Here is a 20,397-nt window from a genome sequence, read left to right as displayed (position 1 = left end):
GTAGTCTTTGTAGAGTCGATGGGTGACCGATCTTCCAAAGCCGCAGCTGCAGACCTCTGTGCCCGACAAGCCCACCCTCGACGGCATCGAGCGCAAGTGGCGTGGGGTATGGACAGAGCAGGGCACGTACACCTTCGACCGGTCGGCGACGCGGGACCGAGTGTTCTCCATCGACACCCCGCCGCCGACCGTCAGCGGCTCTCTGCACGTCGGGCACGTCTTCTCCTACACCCACGCCGATGCCATCGCCCGCTACCAACGGATGTCCGGCAAGGAAGTGTTCTACCCGATCGGCTGGGACGACAACGGTCTGCCGACCGAGCGGAGGGTGCAGAACTACTACGGCGTGCGGTGCGACCCCGCGCTGCCGTACGAGCCGGACTTCACCCTGCCGGAGAATCCGCCGAGCCGGCCGCTGCCGATCTCCCGGGGCAACTTCGTCGAGCTGTGCCAGCAGCTCACCGCGATCGACGAGCGGGCGTACGAGGACCTCTGGCGGCAGCTCGGTCTCTCGGTCGACTGGTCGCTCCAGTACAGCACCATCGACGACGCCAGTCGGGCCATCTCGCAACGGGCGTTCCTGCATAACCTCGAACGCGGGGAGGCGTACCTCGCGGACGCGCCGACTCTCTGGGACGTCACCTTCCAGACCGCGGTCGCCCAAGCCGAGTTGGAGGACCGGGAGCGCCAGGGCGCCTACCACCGGATCGCCTTCGGCCTGGCCGACGGCGGCGCGGTGCACATCGAAACCACCCGGCCCGAGCTGCTGCCGGCCTGCGTGGCCCTGGTCGCCCATCCCGACGACGAGCGCTACCAGCACCTGTTCGGCAGCGAGGCGGTCACCCCGGTCTTCGGCGTCCGGGTGCCGATCAGGGCGCACCCGTTGGCCCAGCCGGACAAGGGCACCGGCATCGCCATGATCTGCACCTTCGGTGACCTCACCGACGTGATCTGGTGGCGCGAGCTGAACCTGACCACCCGCCCGTTGATGGGCCGCGACGGTCGCCTGCTTCCCCAGCCGCCGGCCGGTATCGACGCGCCGCAGGCGGTCGCCGCCTACGCCGAGCTGGCCGGCAAGACCGCCTTTTCGGCCAAGGAGAAGATGACCGAGCTACTGCGCGCGGCCGGGGCGCTCGACGGCGACCCGAAGCCGACCCAGCAGCAGGTGAAGTTCTACGAGAAGGGCGACAAGCCGCTCGAAATCATCACCACCCGCCAGTGGTACATCCGCAACGGCGGCCGGGACGCCGCGCTGCGCGCCGCGCTGATCGAGCGGGGCCGCCAGATGACCTGGTCCCCGGGCTTCATGCGGAACCGCTACGAGGACTGGGTGGACGGCCTGGCCGGCGACTGGATCGTCAGCCGCCAACGCTTCTTCGGGGTGCCCTTCCCGGTGTGGTATCCGCTCGACGCGGCGGGCGAGCCGGACTACTCGGCACCGATTACCCCGGCCGAGGACCAACTGCCGGTCGACCCCAGCAGCGACATCCCGCCCGGCTACCGGCCGGATCAGCGGGACACGCCGGGCGGCTTCACCGGCGACCCGGACGTCATGGACACCTGGGCCACCTCCTCGCTGACCCCGGAGATCGCCGGCCGGTGGGGCCTGGACGACGACCTGTTCGCCCGGGTCTTCCCGATGGACCTGCGCCCGCAGGCCCACGAGATCATCCGGACCTGGCTGTTCGCCACCGTGCTCCGCTCGCACCAGGAGTTCGGCGACCTGCCGTGGCACACCGCGCTGCTCTCCGGCTGGATCGTGGACCCGGACCGCAAGAAGATGTCCAAGTCCAAGGGCAACACCGTCACCCCGATGGCGTTACTGGAGGAGTTCGGCTCCGACGCGGTGCGCTACTGGGCGGTCAGCGGCCGTCCGGGCACCGACACCGCGTTCGACACCGGGCAGATGAAGGTGGGCCGCCGCCTCGCCATCAAGATCCTGAACGCGACGAAGTTCGTGCTGCGCTTTGGCGTCGCCGCCGGCGCCGGCCTCGGCGCGGCGGACGTCACCGAGCCGCTCGACCGGGCCATGCTGGGCGAGTTGGCCGCGGTGGTGGCCGACGCCACCAGGCACTTCGAGGGGTACGACTACGCGCGTGCCCTGGAGCGCGTCGAGCACTTCTTCTGGACCTTCTGCGACGACTACCTCGAACTGGTCAAGGGGCGGGCGTACGGCGAGAGCGACGCTCCCGGGGTCCGGTCCGCGCACGCCGCCCTGGCGGTCTCGCTGCGTACCCTGCTGCGGCTCTTCGCCCCGATGCTGCCGTTCGTCACCGAGGAGGCATGGTCCTGGTGGCAGGACGGTTCCGTGCACCGCGCCGCGTGGCCCTCCCGGGAGGAGTTCGCCTCCGCCCTGGACCCGGAGAAGGCCCCGGCATCGCTGCTGAGCCTGGCCAGCACGGTGCTCGGTGTCGTGCGCAAGTCCAAGTCCGAGGCGAAGCAGTCGATGCGCAGTGAGGTGGCGCTGCTGACGGTGCGCGGCCAGGACCCTGAGACGCGGGCGTTCGGCCTGGTCAGCCGGGACGTCCAGACGGCCGGTGTGGTGCATGAGGTGCGGACCGAGGTGGCGGAGGGCGCGCTGGGCGCCGAGGTCACGCTCGCCTGATCTGCGTACGGTGATGGCGACGGCAACCGGGCGGGTCGGCCCCGTCCAGGATGCACGCCGCCGCCAGCCGGCGGCTGCCCGAGCGCGGTTACCAGGTCCAGTCGGTGGGTGGTCACGCCGACCAGGAGGGCGTGCTCCATGGTCCGTAACCGGGCCCGGAACCGGCTCGGGCAGGAGTTTCGGTCATCGCCGGTGTTCATGGGGCTGCGAGGCGCGTTCGGCGGCCTCGATGGCTGGGTCGGTGACCCGGAGCATGCCGAGTAGCAGGGTGAGCGAGAGCAGGCCGGTGACGGCGAAGACCGTGCGGAGGCCGAACGCCTCGGCCAGCAGGCCGCCGGTGAGCGCGCCGAGCGGCATGCTGCCCCAGGCGAGCAGCCGGTAACCGCTGTTCACCCGGCCCAGTAGCCGGTCCGGCGTGATCCGTTGCCGCAGCGACACCGTGATCACGTTCCAGGCGGCGAGCAGAATCCCACCGACGAAGAAAACCACCCCGAGGATGTACGCGTTGCTGGTCACAGCGGGCGAGCCGGCGACCGCCGCGAACGCGACCACGGACGCGCCGAGAGCCCGCGCCCGGCCGAGTCGCCGCTCGATCCTGGCGGCGACCAGCGAGCCGAGCACGATGCCGGCGGCGACCGTGGTCAGCAGGGCGCCGTACCCGGGCGCGGTGAGGCCCATCGCGGACTCCGGCCCGACGGCGTAGAGCACCAGCACCGCGAACATCGCGTTGCTGAGAAAGTTGCTGGCGCCCACCATGGCGGCGAGAGTGCGCAGCAGCCGGTGCCGGAGCAGGAAGCGCAGCCCTTCGGCAATGTCGGCCCGCAGCGTGCTCGCGGTCTCCCGGTCCACCTGGTACCGGCCAGGCACCAGCAGCAGTGCCGCGACGGCGATCAGCCACAGCCCGGCCGGCCCGGCCAGGGCGACTGCGGCGCCGAGGGTCACCAGGAAACCCGCGAGCGGCGGGCCGACGAACTGGTTCGCGGCCAGTTCGACGGCGTGCAGCCGCCCGTTGGCCCGGGGCAGCAGGTCCCGGGCGACCACCTGCGGCAGGATCGACTGGGCGGCGGTGTCGTAGACGGTCTCGGCGCTGCCGACGCCGAACGCCACCAGATAGAGCAGCCAGATCGAGCCCGCGTCGAGGGCCGCCGCCGTCGCCAGCGCGCCGAACAGCGCGGCCCGCAGGGCGTTGGCGGTGAGCATCACCCGGCGCCGGTCCAGCCGGTCGATCAGTGCGCCGGCCGGCAGTGCGAACAACAGCCACGGCAGGCTGAACGCCGCGGCCACCCCGGCGATCAGCACCGGCGAGGTGGTGAAGTCGAGGGCGACCAGGGGCAACGCGATCTTCACGATCCCGTCGGCGAGGTTGGACACCGCCGATGCCGACCAGAGTCGCCAGTACCTCCCGCCGAGCCCGTTCCCCGTCATCCGATCGAGCATGGCAGATCAGCCGTGGCCCGGCGAGGTCCAACAGGGTTCGGCAGTTGGTCAGCGGGGATTCCGCCGGGACTCGGACCGGGCCCGCCGGGCTGTTCCGATCTCGCCTAGGTGGGTGTGTTCGAATCCCTCCGGCGTCTTGAGGCCGTAACCGAGGGCCCGGTCGACGGCGATGTGGAAGACCCAGGCGGCGGCCAGGACCCCGAGCCAGTCGGCCGGTTCGTCCATGGCGGCCGCGGCGACCGCCACCGCGCCGAGCAACGCCGGCAGCGTGTAGGAGTGCCCCAGGTTGTACCAGAACGCGCCCGAACGAGGGCCGCGCAGGTAGCCGAGCATGGAGAGGTCGAAGACGAGGAAGAGGGCCAGCGGCCACCACCACGCGTATCCGGCGGCGATGGTCACGACGACGGCGAGGGCGGCGAGCGCGACGGCCTCGATGCGCTGAGCCGCGGTCGGATTCAATTTCTGCACCTCGTTCCGTGCCTGCCGACTAGCCGGGGTCGTGATGCGACGCGAGGGATTCACCGTATCCGGCTCCGGTCGTGCCTGCTTACGCATCGACTCTGGCCGAGCGGTCACGAGCACCTGGTCGAGGGAACGGTGTCCCAGGGCCGGGCGGCTGGGTAGGTGGTCGGACCGTGCGCGCATGGTCGAGCCCGCCCGGTGAGCGTCCGGGCGGCCACGGCGGTGCCGTGAGACAGTGGGTCAGTAGACGTCCACCCTCCCCGCGGTGGGCGGGGCGGGAGGCGGATCAGCCATGCGACGGTTCCCTGCCCTGCTGGTGGGTGCGATCGTGGTGGCGTTGGCGGCGGCGTGCACCGGTGACGATCCGGAGCCGGCACCCGATCCCACGGGTGCGGCGCCGTCGGCGAGTGCGCTGCTGCTGACGCCCGGCACGTCGGTGGACCTGACCGCCACGGTTGCCCGGGTCCTGGGCGCCCGGGCGTTTCTCGTCGCCGACACCGACCTCCCGCCGGACGGGCAGGTGGTGGTCTCCGACCAGACGGTCGAGGTCCGGGTCACCGATGTGGTGACGGTCGCCGGCCGGGTCGAGAAGGTCGACAGGGCGGCATTGGCGCGGTACGGCGTATCCGACCCGCAGGTGTCGAGCATCTCCGGCGGGCTGGCGGTCGTGGCTACCTCGGTACGCCGGTATCTGCCGGAATCCGTCGCACCGACGCCCGGGTCGCCGACGCCGAGCCAACCGGCCCCGACGGGTTCACCGGGGTGAGCTCGACGGCGTTCCGGAGGGCGAGGGCTGCGGTTGGTCCTCCGGATCGAGGATCTTGCGCTGGATGGTGACGTCGGTGCGGCCGGTGCCACCGATGGTGATCTCGTCATAGGCGCCCAGCGCCTGCTGCGGTCCGAAGTACAGGATCGACATCTGCAGCGAGGTGGGTTCCTCGTTCTCCAGGCCGCGTAGTCCGGCGCCCCCGGTCGATCCCTGGACCATGAGCCGGGTGGCCGGCCGGTCGGGCAGCTGCTCCATGGTGCTGACCTTCCGCTCGTGGTGGTGGCCGGCCAGCACCAGGGGTACGACGCCGTTGAGCGGCTCGGCGGCGACCGGGTCGTGCACGAGGGCCAGGTGGACCGGGACGCCGGCGGCGGTGACGGTGGTGGCGAGTTGCCGCCCCGACTCGCGGACCGGGTCGGCGTCCGGCTCCTCGGCGTCGGCGTCGCGCTTGTCCGGGGTGAACCGGGGGTCGCCGATGCCGGCGATGGTCAGACCGTTGACCGTGGCGATCTGGTCGTCGAGCACCACCGCGTTCGGCTGCCGGGCCACGGCGGTGGCGGTGAGCTGGGAGTCGTGGTTTCCCTGGACGTACACGTAGGGAACCCCGAGGTCGCCGATGGCGTCGACGTACGCGGACTCCGGTGGGGAACCCCAGTCGTTGATGTCGCCGGTGTCGATGACCACGTCGATCGCGTACTGACGGACCACGGCGGTGACCAGCGGCCAGGCGACCGGGTTGAGGTGCAGGTCCGAGATGTGCAGTACTCGGACGGTGCCGGCGGTCGGCTGGTACGCCGGCAGGGTGGAGACGGTGCCGTAGAGCTTGCTGACGTTGTTCACCAGGCGCTGCAACTGGTCGCGGTATCTGCCGAACTGACTGGTGATCTCCTGTGCGTCGCCGATCACCGCGGGCGCGTTCGTCAACAGCCCGCGGTAGGTGGGTTCCTCGACCGACTCCGGCCGGAAGGTGGTCACCGCGACCGTCGCGGTCGCCGCCATCACCGCCACCGCCAGCCCGGCGCTGACCGCCACCCTGCGCGGGGTGCGCAGCACGAAGACGGCCACCAGCAGCGCACCCAGCAGCCCGGCTACGACGTGGCGGATCACCGCGTGGATGATGCCGCTGCGGACGTCGTCGACCACGGTGCGGCTGGCTTCGGCCAACGCGTCGGGACTGGACGCCAGGGCGAGGGTGCGGTTCTGGTCGAGCGAGTCCAGCCGTACGGTCAGTCGTACCGGCCCGTAGTGGCTGTCGAACCACACCGCCCCCAGCGGCGGCAGTTGCACATCGGTGCCTCCCGACCAGGCCGGGGTCAGTGCGAACTTCGCCTCGAACGGTCCGACATCACCGGACGACGGACCCGCCAACAGCATCCCGCCGACCAGACCGGCCAGGGTGGCGACGAGGATCACGACGGCGCGGCCGGTTCGGCGCGTACCACGATGCCGCCGCACCGGGCCGGTGACCGCGGCGATCCGCCGTCCAGCGGCTCGCCCGAACCCGACCAACGACCCGGCCCAACGCCGGACTGTTGTCGACATGGCTCATCAATACCAGATGCCGGACGATCTTAATCCCATCCGTTCTGGCGCACCGCCCACCTTGGCTGACCGGGCGTCGTGCCCGGTCCGGTGTGACCGATGGGGCGCTGGGTCGTTCACCCGATTGGGCGGTAGGTCGGACCTGGTGGGCGGTAGGTCAGGTTTGATTCGCCCGGATCGGGGTACCGCATCTGAATTATCAGCTCAGCGCAATGTAATGAAGACGCTCCGGTTACCGCCGGACTGGGAGGCGACCATGGAGAGCCGACTCAAGATACTGGGCCATCCGGTGCACCCGATGCTGGTGATGTTCCCACTGGCGTTGCTGGCCACCGGCGTCATCTTTGACCTGGTCGACCTCTTCGGCGGGCCGCGGGTGCTCGGCGAGGTGGCCTACTGGAACATCAGCGTCGGTTTCTTCGCCGGTCTGGTGGCGGCCGTGGCGGGCATCTTCGACCTGCTGGCGATCCCGGCCGGCACCCGGGCCAAGCGGGTCGCGGTCGCGCACTCGCTCACCAACGCGGCGGTGCTGCTGCTCTTCGGCGGGATCTGGGTGCTGCGCACCGGGGCCGACGAGCCGAATGCCGGCGGCGCCCTGGTCACCATCGAGGTGGTGGCCCTGGCCGGGCTCGTCATCGGGGCCTGGTTCGGCGGCGAACTCGTCGACCGGCTCGGGGTCGGCGTGGACTCCGACGCGCACCTCGACGCACCCAGTTCGCTGCGACCAGGCCCGACCGTGCCGGCCGCGCCGGGGCGGTCGGCCGAGCCGGGACAGCCCACCGCGGGTTCCGCCACCACCGCAGTCGACCAGCTCGAACCGGTCGAACCGGACGCCGCCGACCCGGCCGCAGACCGGGAACTGCACCGCCCCGACACCGGACTGCGCTGACCGGTGATCGGCCGGGTGCGGGACCTGGTGCCGGGGGTCGAACGGATCGCCGTGCTGCGGGCGAACGCTCTCGGCGACTTCATCTTCACCCTGCCGGCACTGGAGGCGCTGCGGTCCGCGTACCCGGATGCGGAGCTGGTGTTGCTCGGTGCGCCGTGGCACGACAGGCTGCTGCGCGACCGACCCGGCCCGGTGGATCGGGTGCTGGTGGTGCCGCCGGCGGACGGGATCCGGGCCGCCGCCCCGGACGAGCCGCCGATGGCGATGGCGGACTTCCTCGCCGCCGCCCGGCGGGAACGCTTCGATCTGGCGCTGCAGATGCACGGCGGCGGCGCCAACTCCAACCCGCTCGTCGCCGGGCTCGGTGCCCGGGTCACCGCCGGACTGCGGGCCGCCGACGCCCCGCCGCTGGACCGCTGGCTGCGCTACGTCTACTACCAGCCGGAGATCGTCCGCTATCTGGAGGTCGCCGGTCTGGTCGGCGCCGAGCCGGTGACCCTGGTGCCCCGGCTGGCGGTCACCCGCGCGGACGTCGACGAGGCGCGAACCCTGCTGGGTGAGCCGGACCGGCCGAGGATCGCGCTGCACCCCGGCGCCAGCGACCCGCGCCGCCGCTGGCCCGCCGAGCGCTTCGCCGAGGTGGCCGACGCGCTGGCGGCCGACGGGTACCAGGTCCTGGTCACCGGCAGCGTGGCCGAGCGCGAACTCGCCGACCGGGTGGTGGCCGCCGCCCGCGCCCCGGTGCGGTCGCTGGCCGGTCAGCTCTCCCTCGGCGGCCTGATCGGGCTCTACGTCGGCTGCCGGGTGGTGGTCTCCAACGACACCGGGCCGGTGCACGTCGCGGCGGCGGTCGGTACCCCGACGGTCGGCATCTTCTGGGTCGGCAACCTGATCAACTGCGCCGTGCCGCTGCGGGCCCGGCACCGCCCAATCGGCTCCTGGACCATCCACTGCCCGGTCTGCGGGGTGGACGGCAGTCGGGACATCTACCCGGACCGCGACGGCGTCGGTGAGTGCGAGCACCGGGAGTCGTTCGTGACCGACGTGCCGGTGGTGGAGGTGCTGGCGGCTGTCGCCGACCTGGCCGAGACCGGCGGCAGCCAGCTCATCCCGGCAGGCTGACCACCTCCCAGGCCTCCACCTCCCGCTCGGTGACCGTGGTCGGCGACTCCAGGTGGTACGCGCCGCTGGGTAGGATCCCGGCGCCGCCGTACCGGTCCAGCACGGCGAGCTGAGCGGCCACGTCCTCGCCCTGGTGCCGCTCGGGCAGCCGGTGCCAGAAGTCGAATCCGCCGGCCGCCCGGAGCCGCCCCGCGTGGTAGAGCACGCAGCCGCCGATCCAGGAGACCTTGTACGCCAGCCATTCGCCATCGGCCAGGTCGCACGCGTCCGTCACGTGCAGCAGGTTCGCCGCCGAGTGGATCCGGGCCCGGTCCCACTGCGGCATACCGGGCCGGATCCGCTCCGGCGCCGGCCGGCCTGGCCACGGTTCGAAGTGCCGGTGCGTCTCCGGCCGTACGTCATCCAGATAGGACAGACCGTGTACGCCGTTGCCCACGAAGCCGCAGTCGAGTTCCACCATGGCCATCAGTAGCCGGGCCACCGCGCCCGGTTCCAGCCAGACATCGTCGTCCAGGTAGAGCACGTACCCGGCGGCCGACTGGTCGAGCAGGAACGCCCGGTGCTCGGCCAGACCGCGCCGGGGCAGCCGGCGGGTCAGCAGCACCGGATGCCCCCGGTGGCGCAGCACCCGGACCATCGCGGCCACCGCCGGATGCGTCCAGGACGGGTCGCCGTCGGACTGGTCGCTGACCACCACCCCGAACCCGGCCACCGAGTTCGCGGCCAGCCCGCTGAGCGTCACCGCCAGCTCCGCGGCCCGGTTGCGGGTAGGCACGAGTACGTCCAGGGTCCGGCCGCGCCGGAAGTCGGCCGGGTCGCCGAGCTCCAGCGGCCGGTTCACGGCGCCGGTGGCGAGCCGAGCGGGGTCCGGACCGCCCCGGCCGACTCGGAAGCGGCGGCATGGCCAGCCGGTTCCGTGGCACGGCCGGCCGGCTCGGGAGCCGGGGTGTGGCCGGCCGGCTCGGGGCTGCGGCCGGCGGCGCCGGACCGCTGCTCGCCCTGGGCGCGGATCCGGTCGATGATCGCCGAGGTGGACCGGTCGGCGACGTAGCCGAGGGTGCGGACCTGGCCGCCGAGACGGCGGACCAGCGGCGCCTCCGGCACCATCTCGGGCGGGTAGTCGCCGCCCTTGACGTACACGTCCGGGCGGACCGTCTCGATCAGCCCGGTCGGGGAGTCCTCCCCGAACACCACCACATGATCCACACAGGAGAGTGCGGCCAGCACGGCCACCCGGTCGTCGACCGGGTTCACCGGCCGGTCCGGACCCTTCAGCCGGCGGACGCTGTCGTCCGAGTTCACCGCCACCACCAGCAGGTCGCCGAGGCTGGCGGCCTGCGCCAGGTAGCGAACGTGTCCCGGATGCAGCACGTCGAAGCAGCCGTTGGTGAACACGACGCTGCGGCCGGCCCGCCGGTGTCCGGCCACCAGCTCGGCGAGTCCGGCGTGGTCGACCACGATCGGCGAGCCGTCGTCGTGCTCGGCCGAACCGAGCGCGGCGAGCAGGCTCTCCCGGCGGCAGACGCAGGTGCCGGTGTCCGAGACGGTGGTGGTGGCGGCCAGTTGGGCCAGCTGGGTGGCGGTGGCCAGCGGGGTGCCGACGGTGAGCGCGAGGGCCATCGTCGCCAGGTAGGCGTCTCCCGCCCCGACCGCGTAGCTGGCCGGCACCGGTCGGGCGTGGCTGCGCTCGGGGTTCCCGTCGGCGTCGCCGACGACCGCGCCGTCGGTGTCCAGGGTCACCGCGACCACCTTGGCGCCGGTCCGGTCACGCAGCTCGGCGAGCCGGCTGCGGGCCAGCCGGGCCCGGTCGTCGCCGGTCAGCGCCACCTCGTCGCTGCCCACCCGCCCGTCGGTGCCGGCCACCGCCACCTCGGTACCGGCCGCCGTCATCTCCGGCCCGACCACGGTGACCCGGCCGCCCGCCGCTGCCGGTCCGTTGACGCTCGCGGTCGCACCGGCGGCCGGACCGGTGGAGGTCGAGCGTCCGAGCGGACCGGTGGCCGTGGCCCGGGCCCCGCCGGTGCGGCCAGGGCCGTCCAGGAACCGGATCGCCTCGGCGAAGCTCGGAGTCACCACCGTGGGGGCGAGGCCCTGCCAGTGCGCCAGGTCGTGTGCGTCGAGCGCCACCGTGGCGAACCGGCCCCGGTGGGAGATCAGCCAGGCCCGGACCGGCTCCGGCAGCGCGCCCAGGCCGTAGTCGCAGATGACGAGCGTCGGCGCCGGCCCGCCGGTCTCCGCGCGCAACTCGTCGACCGCGCAGCTCAGGGCGGTCAGCAGCCGGCGTACGCCGAGCTGCGGCAGCGGCTCGTCGCTGTTGCCCTCGTCCTCGCGTACCAGGATCTGGTCGGCGGCGAGCAGCCGCCGCTTGACCGGCGTGGGCCGACCCTCCTGGGTCACCGTCCGGTCGCAGACCCCGGCCCGGTCCAGACAGTCGTGCAGCTCGTCGCCGGCCACGTCGGCGCCGACCGGGGCCACCAGCGCCGCGTGGGCGCCGAGCGCGGTCAGGTTGACTGCGGCGTTGGCCGCCCCGCCGGCCGAGGCGATCCGTCGGCGCAGGGTCAGCACCGGCGCGGGTGCCTCCCGGCAGAGCCGGTCGGACTCGGTGAACCGCCACTCGTCGAGCATGGCGTCGCCGACCACCAGCACCCCGCGTCCGGTCCAGCTCTCCACGACCTCGGCGAACCGCCGCCGTTCCGTAGACCCTGTCGCCATGCCGGCGGGTCCCCGGTGACACCCGCGCCAAACCTGGTCATCGGGCGCCGCGGCGGACCTCGTGGCGGCCGTCACGGCAGGTTTGAGCGGTTCCGACCCGGGCAGGACAACCGGTACGCGAACAGCGATACACCGGAAGGAGTGGGACGAGATGGCGGCGAAACTGACCGGCAAGCGGGTGGCGTTCCTGGCTACCGACGGCGTCGAGGAGGTGGAGTACACCCAGCCTCGGGAGGCGATCGAGAACGCCGGCGCCGAGGTCGAGCTGGTCTCCCTCGAAGCCGGTTCGATCCAGGCCTTCAACCACCTGGACAAGTCAAAGACGTACCAGGTCGACACGGTGGTGTCGGCGGCCGACCCGGACCGGTACGACGCGCTGGTGCTGCCGGGCGGGGTGGCCAACCCGGACTTTCTGCGGGCCGACCCGGACGCGGTGAGCTTCGTCCGGTCGTTCTTCACCGCGGGCAAGCCGGTCGGGGCGATCTGCCACGGGCCGTGGACGATGATCGACGCCGACGTGGTCCGGGGCCGGACGGTCACCTCCTGGCCGAGCCTGCGTACCGACCTGACGAATGCGGGGGCGACCTGGGTCGACGAGGAGGTGCACGTCGACAACGGGCTGGTGACCAGCCGCAAGCCGGACGACCTGCCGGCGTTCTGCGCCAAGGTGGTGGAGGAGATCGGCGAGGGCCGGCACTGACCTACTTCAGAACGGTCTGCCCGGTTTCTTCGAAGAACGCCAGGTCGGCCAGGGTCTCGGCGACGGTGGAGGAGAGCGGCGTCGGGAACTGGTCGTAGCGGTAGAAGGCGGCGTCGGTGGTCTCGTCGGTGACGGTGAGCAGCTCTCCTTCCCAGACGTCGACCCGGAACGCGACCACGAAGAGCTGGTAGGTGTCGCCGTACATGTTGGTGAAGGTGCGATCCGGGCCGGTGTAGAGGGCGAACGGCGTCACCACCGTCGACCTCAGGCCGGTCTCCTCCCACACCTCCCGGGTCGCACAGGCGGCGATCGACTCGCCAAGCTCCATGGCGCCGGCCGGCATCGCCCAGTAGCCGTTGTCGGAACGCTGGATCAGCAGCACCCGGCCGGCGTCGTCGCGGACCACGGCGCGGGCGCCGACGAACATCAGCGTCCGGTCGCCGGCCAGCGCCCGGAGCTGCCCGAGGTACGACTCGGCCCACCCGATGCTGCTCATCTGATCAACCTACCGGGGTTCCCTCCGTGTGATCCGCGCCACTAGCTTGTTACACATGCGTAGCACGATGATGGCAACGCCCCTGCAGGTGTCCCGGATCCTCACCCACGGCAGCACGGTGCACGGAGGGGCCGAGGTGGTGACCTGGACCGGTGCCGAACCCCGCCGGATGACGTACGCGCAGGTCGGCGCCGACGCGGCCCGGCTGGCGCACGCGCTCCGCGACGAGCTCGGGGTCACCGGTGACCAGCGGGTCGCCACCTTCATGTGGAACAACAACGAGCACCTGGTGGCGTACCTCGCGGTGCCGAGCATGGGGGCCGTGCTGCACACCCTCAACCTGCGGCTCTTCCCGGACCAGGTCGCCTACATCGCCAACCACGCGGCCGACCGGGTGCTGCTCGTCGACTCCACCCTGATCCCGCTGCTCGCGAAGTCCCTGCCGGAGATGTCCACAGTAGAACATATCGTGGTCGTCGGGGGCGGGGATCCGGCGCCGCTGCTGGCCGCGGGCGGCGGGCGGGTGGCCGTACACGATTGGGCCGAGCTGCTGCGCGACAAGCCGGACCGGTGCGACTGGCCGCTGCTGGACGAGAACGACGCCGCCGCGCTCTGCTACACCTCCGGCACCACCGGCAACCCGAAGGGCGTGGCCTACTCACACCGCTCGATCTACCTGCACTCGCTGCAGATCTGCCTGCCGGAGAGCTTCGGGCTCGGCCCGACCACCCGGGAGCTGGCCATCGTGCCGATGTTCCACGCGATGTCCTGGGGACTGCCGTACGCGGCCTTCCTCTCCGGCGCGTCGCTGATCATGCCGGACCGGTTCCTGCAGGCCGCCCCGATCGCCGACATGATCGCCGCCGAGCGGCCCACGCTGGCCGGCGCGGTCCCGACCATCTGGACCGACCTGCTGGCCCACCTGGACGCCAACGAGGTCGACACCTCCTCGCTGGCCGAGGTGATCGTCGGCGGTTCGGCCTGCCCGCCGGCGCTGATGCACGCCTTCGCCGAGCGGCACGGGGTGGACGTGATCCACGCCTGGGGAATGACCGAGATGTCGCCGCTCGGCTCGGTGGCCCGCCCGCCGGCCGGCGCCACCGGCGAGCTGGCCTGGCGGTACCGCTACAGCCAGGGGCGGGTGCCGGCCGGGGTCGAGGCCCGCATCGTCGGCCCGCTCGGCGAGCCGCTGCCCGCCGACGGCGTGGCCGTCGGCGAGTTGGAGGTACGCGGTCCCTGGATCACCGGCTCCTACCTGGGCGAGGAGGAGCCGGACCCGGAGAAGTTCCGGGACGGCTGGCTGCGGACCGGGGACGTCGGCATGCTCTCCGCCGACGGGTACATCACGTTGACCGACCGGGCCAAGGACGTGATCAAGTCCGGCGGTGAGTGGATCTCCTCGGTCGAGCTGGAGAACGCGCTGATGGCGCACCCCGCCGTGCAGGAGGCGTGCGTCGTCGGGGTGCCGGACCCGCGCTGGGACGAGCGCCCGCTGGCCACCGTCGTGCTCCGGGCGGGGGCGTCGGCCACGGCCGAGGAGCTGCGTGACTTCCTGGCCGGACGGGTGGCCCGCTGGCAGCTACCGGAGCGGTGGGCGTTCATCGAGGCGGTGCCGAAGACCAGCGTCGGGAAGTTCGACAAGAAGCGGGTCCGGGCCAGCTACGCCGACGGCGCCCTGTCGGTCCGCGAGCTGGCCGGCTGAAGCTCGCCGTCCCCGGCCCGGATGAGGTAACTCCCCTTCGGAGCGACCGTAGGACGGCGGGCGTGGGCGAGCAACGCGGGGACGGCGATCCCACCTCCGTCGGCTGGACCGGGCACGTCGAACCTTGCGGGGCTTCGGCTTCGGCGGGGTGAGCCCGTACCGGATGAGCTGACCCATCCGGTACGAGGTGGTGAAGCCGAACAGATAGCGCCCGTTACGGAACACCTTGCCGTCCGCGCGGACGGTCAGGCGGTTGCCGTCCGAGCCGGCACTGTCCCCTCCGATGTAGACAGAACCCTCACCACCAACCCGACGATCGCGGTCATCAGAAGCCTCCTCGCCGGCCGGGACCCCGTGTCGGCACTGCATGTCTGCCGCGCCAACCCGACACCGGGAGGTGCGACAGGCGCGCCAGGCCGCCCGGCTCCGGCTGCTACCGTCGGTTGCGGCGCAGGTCAGACCGGGTCGGAGGGAGCACTGGTGGGACTGTTCGGCAAGCTCCGGGGCGAGCTGATCGACATCATCGAGTGGCTGGACGACAGCCGGGACACCCTGGTCTGGCGGTTTCCGCGCCACGACAACGAGATCAAGATGGGCGCCCGGCTGGTGGTCCGGGAGTCGCAGGCGGCGGTCTTCGTCAACGAGGGCACCATCGCCGACACCTTCGACCCCGGCACCTACACCCTGGAAACCCGGAATCTGCCGGTGCTGAGCACCCTCAAGGGCTGGAAGTACGGATTCGAGTCACCGTTCAAGGCCGAGGTGTACTTCGTCAACACCCGGCAGTTCACCGACCTGAAGTGGGGCACCCAGAACCCGGTGATCGTCCGGGACGCCGAGTTCGGCATGGTCCGGCTGCGCGCGTTCGGGGCGTACACGGTGCGGGTCGTCGACCCGGAGAAGCTGCTGAGCGAGCTGGCCGGCACCGACGCCCAGTTCCGCACCGACGAGGTGCAGGAGTACCTGCGCCAGGTGATCGTGGCCCGGCTGAGCAACGCGCTCGCCACCGCCGGGGTGTCGGTGCTCGACCTGGCCGCCCACCAGTCGGCGCTGGGCGAGCGGCTCGCCGAGGCGCTCACGGGTGAGCTGGCCGGGGTCGGCATCGAGATCCCGACCTTCGTGATCGAGAACATCTCGCTGCCACCCGAGGTCGAGCAGGCCCTGGACCGCCGCAGCCAGCTCGGCATCGTCGGCGACCTGGACAGCTACACCCGGTTGCAGACCGCCGACGCGCTGCGGGACGCGGTACGCAACCCGGGCGGTGGGGCCAGTGAGGGCCTCGGCCTCGGTCTCGGGGTGGCGATGGGCCAGCGGCTCGCCGCCGGCCTTACCCCACCGGCCAGCCAGGGACCACCCACCCCGGGCACCGACAGCCCGGACCCGGTAACGCCGGTTGCCGGCAGCGGCGCCGTGGCGCCGGGCGGCGGGCCGCCGCCGCTGCCGACCCAGGAGCAGTGGTACGCCGGCATCGGCGGCCAGCAGCAGGGACCGTTCGACCGGGCCGGACTGGCCGAGCGGGTCAGCGGCGGCGCGGTCACCGGGACGACCCTGGTCTGGAAGGCGGGGATGGCCGCCTGGACGCCCGCCGGTGAGCTGCCCGAACTGGCGCCGCTGCTGGCCAGCGCCCCGCCGCCGCTGCCCCCGCAGCCGTGACCGAAGCCTTCCCGTGTGAGCGCTGCGGTGCCCGGGTCGAGTACGCCCCGGGCACGACCGTGCTCCGCTGCCCGTACTGCGGCTTCGAGCGCCAGCTCGGCGCCGCCGGCCGAGCGGTCCGCGAGCACTCGTACGCGGAGTTCGCCGCCCTGCCGGCCAAGCCGGTGGCCAGCCTCGGCGCGCACGTGCTGGCCTGCCGCAAGTGCGGGGCGCGGACCGAGAGCGACGCGATCTCGCAGCGCTGCCAGTTCTGCGGCGCCCCGCTGGTGGCCGACGCCGGGGCGGTGCAGCAGGTGGCGCCGGAGGCGGTGCTGCCGTTCGAGGTCGACCGGGCCGGGGTGCGTACGGCGTTGCGCGGTTGGGTGTCGTCGCGCTGGTTCGCCCCGAACCGCCTCAAGAAGGTCACCGCGGCCGAGTCGGTCCGGGGCACCTACCTGCCACATTGGACGTTCGACGCCCGGACGGTCTCGAACTACCAGGGGCAACGCGGTGAGTACTACTGGGTGACCGAGACGTACTCGGTGACCGTGAACGGCCGGTCCGAGACCCGGACCCGGCAGGTCCGCCGGACCCGCTGGTATCCGGCCAGCGGCACCGTACGCCGGGACTTCGACGACGTGCTGGTGCCGGGGACCGGCCGGGTGGCCGGCGACGACCTCGACGCGCTCGCGCCGTGGCCGCTGGAGCGGGCGCAGGCGTACCGGCCGGACTACCTGGCCGGGTACGACACGCTGCGCTACGACGTCGAGCCGGCGGCCGGGTTGGCGGCGGCGAAGGCGCGGATGGCGCCGGTGATCGAGGGCGACTGCCGGACCGACATCGGCGGCGACACCCAGCGGGTGCACAGCGTCGACACCCGGCACTTCGACATCACCTTCAAGCTGTTGCTGCTGCCGGTCTGGATCGCCTGCTACCTGTACGGCGGACGGACCTGGCAGGTGCTGATCAACGGGCGGTCCGGCAAAGTGGTGGGGCAGCGGCCGTACAGCATCCCGAAGATCGTCGCGGCGGTGCTGGCCGGGCTGGTGCTGCTCGCCGCGATCGTGTTCCTGTTCGTCCGGTCGTCCGGCTGACGCGTCACCCGGCGGGGACGAACCGGACCCGGAACATCTTCGGCCAGAGCTTGCCGGTGATCAGGAAGTTGTCGGTGCAGGGCACGGCCGTGATGCCGTTGAGCACGTCGGCGCCGGCGCGCTCGTCGGGGGTGAGCAGGCCGGCGGCGTCGACCACCGCGTCGACGGTTCCGGTGGCCGGGTCGATCCGGACGATCTGGTCGGTCTGCCAGACGTTGGCCCAGACCTTCTCGCCGACGCACTCCAGCTCGTTCAGCGACCGCAGCGGCTGGCCGTCCAGGGTGACCGCCACGGTCGCAGCCGGCTCGAAGGTGTCGGGGTCGCGGAAGGTGAGCCGGTCGGTGCCGTCGCTCATCACCAGCCGGTCACGGTCGGCGTCGTGGCAGATGCCCCACCCCTCGCCGGGGTAGGTGACCTGGCGCCGTTCGGCGAGCGTCGCCCGGTCACGCTGGTAGGCGATCCCGTCCTGCCAGGTCAGCTGCCAGATGGTGTCGTCGACGACGGTGATCCCCTCGCCGAACACCTCGGCCGGCAGCGCCACCTGCTGCTGGACCTGGCCGGTGTCCGGGTCGAGGGCGCGGATCTGCGACCGTCCCTCCAGACCGGTGCCCTCGTACAGGATGCCGTCGTGCAGTTCGAGGCCCTGGGTGAAGGCGCTGGTGTCGTGCGGCACGGTGCCGAGCACCTCGACGCGCAGCCGGGGCGCGGTCTGCTCGGTGGGCTGCGCGACCATGGTCGGGCCGGGCAGTACCACGAACGTGAACGCGGCAAGTGCCGCCCACCGCCAGCTCACCGGGGCCACCTCCATTGATGCTGGTCATTGTAAGAGGCCGTTGGTGGCTGTGGTAGGCCCCGGGCGCCTGGCGCCATACTGCCAGGCTCCGGGGTGTCAGGTGGCACAGCGGCGGATACCCGAGTTCGTCGAGGTGCCCGGCGAGCCGCCGATGATCTCCTGCACCGCACTTCGGATCCGCGCCGGATTACCGCTGGGTCGGCACGGGCCGACTGCGGCACGGTCTCGCCGGATGATTCCAGGTCCGTCCGGACCCGGAATCATCCGGCGCTGACTGTTGGGGGTGTGCTGTTTGTTTGGAGTGGCGGAGAGGAGTCGCCGCCGGCTCAGGGCCGGGGGGACAGCTCCCGCCAGTCGGTACGGCCGCCCAACCAGGCGTCGGCGAGAATCATCGCCGATGCCCGACCTGGGCACTGTTGCACTGTCGAGCGCCCTTCGGCGCCACCGACCTGTGCTTCCACTTCCCATTGCTCGCCATCGGTGCGGATGTAAACGTCACGCCGCGCGAGCTGTCCTCGACTGCCGTTCCACCAGTGCCGCTCAACTCTCACCTTGCCACGGTATAGCAGCCGGGCGGCGTTGGGAACGTGGCGTTACCGCACCGCAAGCAGCGATCTGACATTGGTGGACGTCAGGGCAGCGAACGGATGGTCTCTTCGGTCAATTCGGTTACTCCGGGTAGCACTATCGTCGCTTTTTCCGCAGCATCGGGGTCGAGTGGGTACGCCTCGTGCGGCACCGCCACCACCCGCATGCCGGCGGCCGCCGCCGACCGGACCCCGTTCGACGAGTCCTCGACCGCGACGCAGCGGACCGGGTCGGCGGCCAGTCGGCGCGCGACCGCGACGTAGACGTCCGGTGCCGGCTTGCCCCGCTCCACCCGCTCGGTGGAGAGGGTCACCGCGAAGACCTCGGCCAGCCCGGTGGCGGCCAGCGCGGCGTCGATCAACCGGGTCGGCGACGAGCTGGCCAGCCCCAGGGTCCAGCCGGCGGCGATCCGCCGGACCACCTCGTCCGCGCCGGGGATCAGCGGCAACCGCTCGGCGTACCGGCGGGCCATCTCGTCGATCACGTCGGCGGCGACCTGCTCCGGAGTCCGGTCGACGCCGAGTTCGGCGCTGAGATACCGGGCCCACTCCCGGGTGCTCATTCCCATCAGCCGCCGTTGGCTGTCCGGCTGCCAGGTGCCGCCGTGTTCGGCGACGTACCGGCGGCGTACCTCCTCCCACACCGGTTCGGAGTCAACAATCACGCCGTCCAGGTCGAAGATCACCGCGTCCGTCACGCCACCTATCCTGCCCGACCCGGCGGCGGCGAAACCGCCGGTGGTCGGGCATCGGCGAGCGTGGCTGGACCGTCCGGTCAGGCGGACTTGCGGGCGGCCTTCTTCGCCGCGGTGGTCTTCTTCGCCGTGGTGCCGGTCTTCTTCGCGCCGGTCTTCTTGGCGCTCGTCGACTCCTTCGCCCCGGTGGTCTTCTTGGCGGGTGTCTTCTTCTCACCGGCCGCCTTCTTCGCGGCCGGCGCCTTACCGCCGGTCGACTTCGCGGCGGGGCGCTTGGCGGACCGGGCCGAGGAGATCGGCGTCGCCTCGCCGGCCCCGCCGGACGGCTCCTCGCCCCGCGCGGCCCGGGCCCGGTCCACCGACGCCCGCAGTGCCGCCATCAGGTCCACCGCCGCTGCCGGGGCCTCCTCGGCCTCCTCCGGCGCCACCACCTCGCGCCCCTCGACCTTGGCGTCGATGACCTCCTGCAGCGCCGCCCGGTAGTCGTCGGTGAAGGTGTCCGGCTCGAACTCGCCGGCCATCGAGTCGATGAGTGAACTGGCCATCGCCAGCTCCGGCGGGCGTACCGTGATCTCGTCGTCCAGGAACCCGAAGTCGGGTTTGCGGATCTCGTCCGGCCAGAGCATCGTGTTCAACAGCAGCACCCCCTCCCGGACCCGAAGGGTGGCCAACTGCTCCCGTTGCCGCAACGCGACCTTGACGATCGCCACCCGCTCGGAGTCGGTGAGCGCGTCGCGCAGCAGCACGTACGGCTTGGTCGCGGTCTGCTCCGGTTCGAGGAAGTACGCCTTGTTGTAGAGGATCGGGTCGACCTGCTCGGCCGGCACGAACTCCAGTACGTCGATCGCGTGCGAGGTGCTCAGCGGCAGCTCGGCGAAGTCCTCGTCGGTGAGGATCACCATCTCGCCGCCGCCCAGGTCGTACCCCTTGGCGATGTCGTCGTAGCTGACCTCCTCGCCGCAGACCGAGCAGGTGCGCTTGTATCGGATCCGGCCGCCGTCGGAGCGGTGGACCTGGTGGAAGCGGATGTCCCGTTCCTCGGTCGCCGAATAGAGCCGGACCCCGATCGAGACCAGGCCGAACGAGACCGCGCCCTTCCAGATTGCCCGCATCTGCGCTCCTTCCCCCGCCGCCCGGCCTCCCCGAGCCGCTCGGAAGCC

17 protein-coding genes and 1 pseudogene are annotated in these 20,397 nt (G+C 71.9%); 8 read left to right on the top strand and 10 right to left on the bottom strand.

The features are described 5' to 3' along the window. Window positions 1-58 precede the first annotated feature (58 nt). A complete protein-coding gene (gene valS, locus O7627_RS31615) occupies window positions 59-2,605 on the top strand; it encodes a valine--tRNA ligase (RefSeq protein WP_278098506.1) in 2,547 nt (848 codons plus the stop codon). A 183-nt stretch (window positions 2,606-2,788) separates the two neighbouring features. Here the strand turns inward: valS and O7627_RS31610 are convergent, their stop codons facing one another. Both O7627_RS31610 and O7627_RS31605 read right to left on the bottom strand, forming a co-directional pair. After that, window positions 2,789-4,030, bottom strand: coding sequence for an MFS transporter (locus O7627_RS31610; RefSeq protein ID WP_347404692.1), 1,242 nt, complete (start codon window positions 4,028-4,030; stop codon window positions 2,789-2,791). 60 nt (window positions 4,031-4,090) lie between these two features. Next, a complete protein-coding gene (locus tag O7627_RS31605; protein ID WP_278097102.1) occupies window positions 4,091-4,510 on the bottom strand; it encodes a DUF4260 domain-containing protein in 420 nt (139 codons plus the stop codon). 286 nt (window positions 4,511-4,796) lie between these two features. Here O7627_RS31605 and O7627_RS31600 point away from each other — a divergent pair, with 286 nt between their 5' ends. Further along, window positions 4,797-5,270 (top strand): hypothetical protein, encoded by a 474-nt coding sequence (locus O7627_RS31600; RefSeq protein ID WP_278097101.1) that lies wholly within the window; start codon window positions 4,797-4,799, stop codon window positions 5,268-5,270. Here the strand turns inward: O7627_RS31600 and O7627_RS31595 are convergent. Beyond that, window positions 5,259-6,815: a metallophosphoesterase gene (locus O7627_RS31595; protein ID WP_278097100.1), complete on the bottom strand. Its 1,557-nt coding sequence runs from the start codon at window positions 6,813-6,815 to the stop codon at window positions 5,259-5,261. The two genes, O7627_RS31600 and O7627_RS31595, sit on opposite strands and share 12 nt — an antisense overlap. A gap of 256 nt (window positions 6,816-7,071) precedes the next feature. On the opposite strand from O7627_RS31595, the pseudogene O7627_RS31590 reads away from it, so the two are divergent. Together O7627_RS31590 and O7627_RS31585 are read left to right on the top strand one after the other, a co-directional pair. Continuing rightward, window positions 7,072-7,542 (top strand): annotated as a pseudogene (locus tag O7627_RS31590) (DUF2231 domain-containing protein); the annotation flags it as partial. Window positions 7,543-7,707: 165 nt separating this feature from the next. Continuing rightward, the gene (locus O7627_RS31585; protein WP_278097099.1) at window positions 7,708-8,826 is read left to right on the top strand and encodes a glycosyltransferase family 9 protein; all 1,119 of its coding nucleotides are present in this window, start codon (window positions 7,708-7,710) and stop codon (window positions 8,824-8,826) included. Here the strand turns inward: O7627_RS31585 and O7627_RS31580 are convergent. Together O7627_RS31580 and rfaE2 are read right to left on the bottom strand one after the other, a co-directional pair. After that, window positions 8,810-9,667, bottom strand: coding sequence for a glycosyltransferase family A protein (locus O7627_RS31580; RefSeq protein ID WP_278097098.1), 858 nt, complete (start codon window positions 9,665-9,667; stop codon window positions 8,810-8,812). The genes O7627_RS31585 and O7627_RS31580 overlap by 17 nt on opposite strands. Further along, entirely contained in the window at window positions 9,664-11,538 is a 1,875-nt protein-coding gene (gene rfaE2 / locus O7627_RS31575; RefSeq protein ID WP_278097097.1) for a D-glycero-beta-D-manno-heptose 1-phosphate adenylyltransferase, read from the bottom strand. The genes O7627_RS31580 and rfaE2 overlap by 4 nt, the downstream gene beginning before the upstream one ends. Window positions 11,539-11,689: 151 nt before the next feature. Between rfaE2 and O7627_RS31570 the strand changes: the two genes are divergently transcribed. Beyond that, a complete protein-coding gene (locus O7627_RS31570; RefSeq protein WP_278097096.1) occupies window positions 11,690-12,238 on the top strand; it encodes a type 1 glutamine amidotransferase domain-containing protein in 549 nt (182 codons plus the stop codon). A gap of 1 nt (window position 12,239) precedes the next feature. Here O7627_RS31570 and O7627_RS31565 read toward each other — a convergent pair whose 3' ends face one another. Then, window positions 12,240-12,734 (bottom strand): NUDIX domain-containing protein, encoded by a 495-nt coding sequence (locus tag O7627_RS31565; protein ID WP_278097095.1) that lies wholly within the window; start codon window positions 12,732-12,734, stop codon window positions 12,240-12,242. Window positions 12,735-12,789: 55 nt separating this feature from the next. Between O7627_RS31565 and O7627_RS31560 the strand changes: the two genes are divergently transcribed. The 3 genes from O7627_RS31560 to O7627_RS31550 all read left to right on the top strand — a co-directional run bounded on the left by O7627_RS31560 (window position 12,790) and on the right by O7627_RS31550 (window position 17,162). Continuing rightward, window positions 12,790-14,436, top strand: a complete 1,647-nt coding sequence (locus O7627_RS31560; RefSeq protein WP_278097094.1) for a fatty acid--CoA ligase — start codon at window positions 12,790-12,792, stop codon at window positions 14,434-14,436. Between the two features lie 480 nt (window positions 14,437-14,916). Continuing rightward, window positions 14,917-16,089 carry an SPFH domain-containing protein gene (locus O7627_RS31555; protein ID WP_278097093.1) on the top strand — a complete coding sequence of 391 codons (1,173 nt, stop codon included), beginning with the start codon at window positions 14,917-14,919 and terminating at the stop codon, window positions 16,087-16,089. Further along, window positions 16,086-17,162, top strand: a complete 1,077-nt coding sequence (locus O7627_RS31550) for a hypothetical protein (RefSeq protein WP_278097092.1) — start codon at window positions 16,086-16,088, stop codon at window positions 17,160-17,162. The genes O7627_RS31555 and O7627_RS31550 overlap by 4 nt, the downstream gene beginning before the upstream one ends. Before the next feature lie 4 nt (window positions 17,163-17,166). Here O7627_RS31550 and O7627_RS31545 read toward each other — a convergent pair whose 3' ends face one another. The 4 genes from O7627_RS31545 to O7627_RS31530 form a co-directional block, all read right to left on the bottom strand. Beyond that, entirely contained in the window at window positions 17,167-17,970 is an 804-nt protein-coding gene (locus O7627_RS31545) for a glutaminyl-peptide cyclotransferase (RefSeq protein WP_278097091.1), read from the bottom strand. 311 nt (window positions 17,971-18,281) lie between these two features. Next, complete coding sequence (locus O7627_RS31540) at window positions 18,282-18,506, bottom strand: hypothetical protein (RefSeq protein WP_278097090.1); 225 nt, start codon at window positions 18,504-18,506, stop codon at window positions 18,282-18,284. A gap of 80 nt (window positions 18,507-18,586) precedes the next feature. After that, the gene (locus tag O7627_RS31535; protein WP_278097089.1) at window positions 18,587-19,240 is read right to left on the bottom strand and encodes an HAD family phosphatase; all 654 of its coding nucleotides are present in this window, start codon (window positions 19,238-19,240) and stop codon (window positions 18,587-18,589) included. 77 nt (window positions 19,241-19,317) lie between these two features. After that, window positions 19,318-20,349, bottom strand: coding sequence for a Ku protein (locus O7627_RS31530; protein ID WP_278097088.1), 1,032 nt, complete (start codon window positions 20,347-20,349; stop codon window positions 19,318-19,320). Window positions 20,350-20,397: the final 48 nt, after the last annotated feature.

Source organism: Solwaraspora sp. WMMD1047, from assembly GCF_029626155.1.
GTDB lineage: Bacteria > Actinomycetota > Actinomycetes > Mycobacteriales > Micromonosporaceae > WMMD1047.
This window is presented reverse-complemented; position numbering and strand designations above follow the sequence as displayed.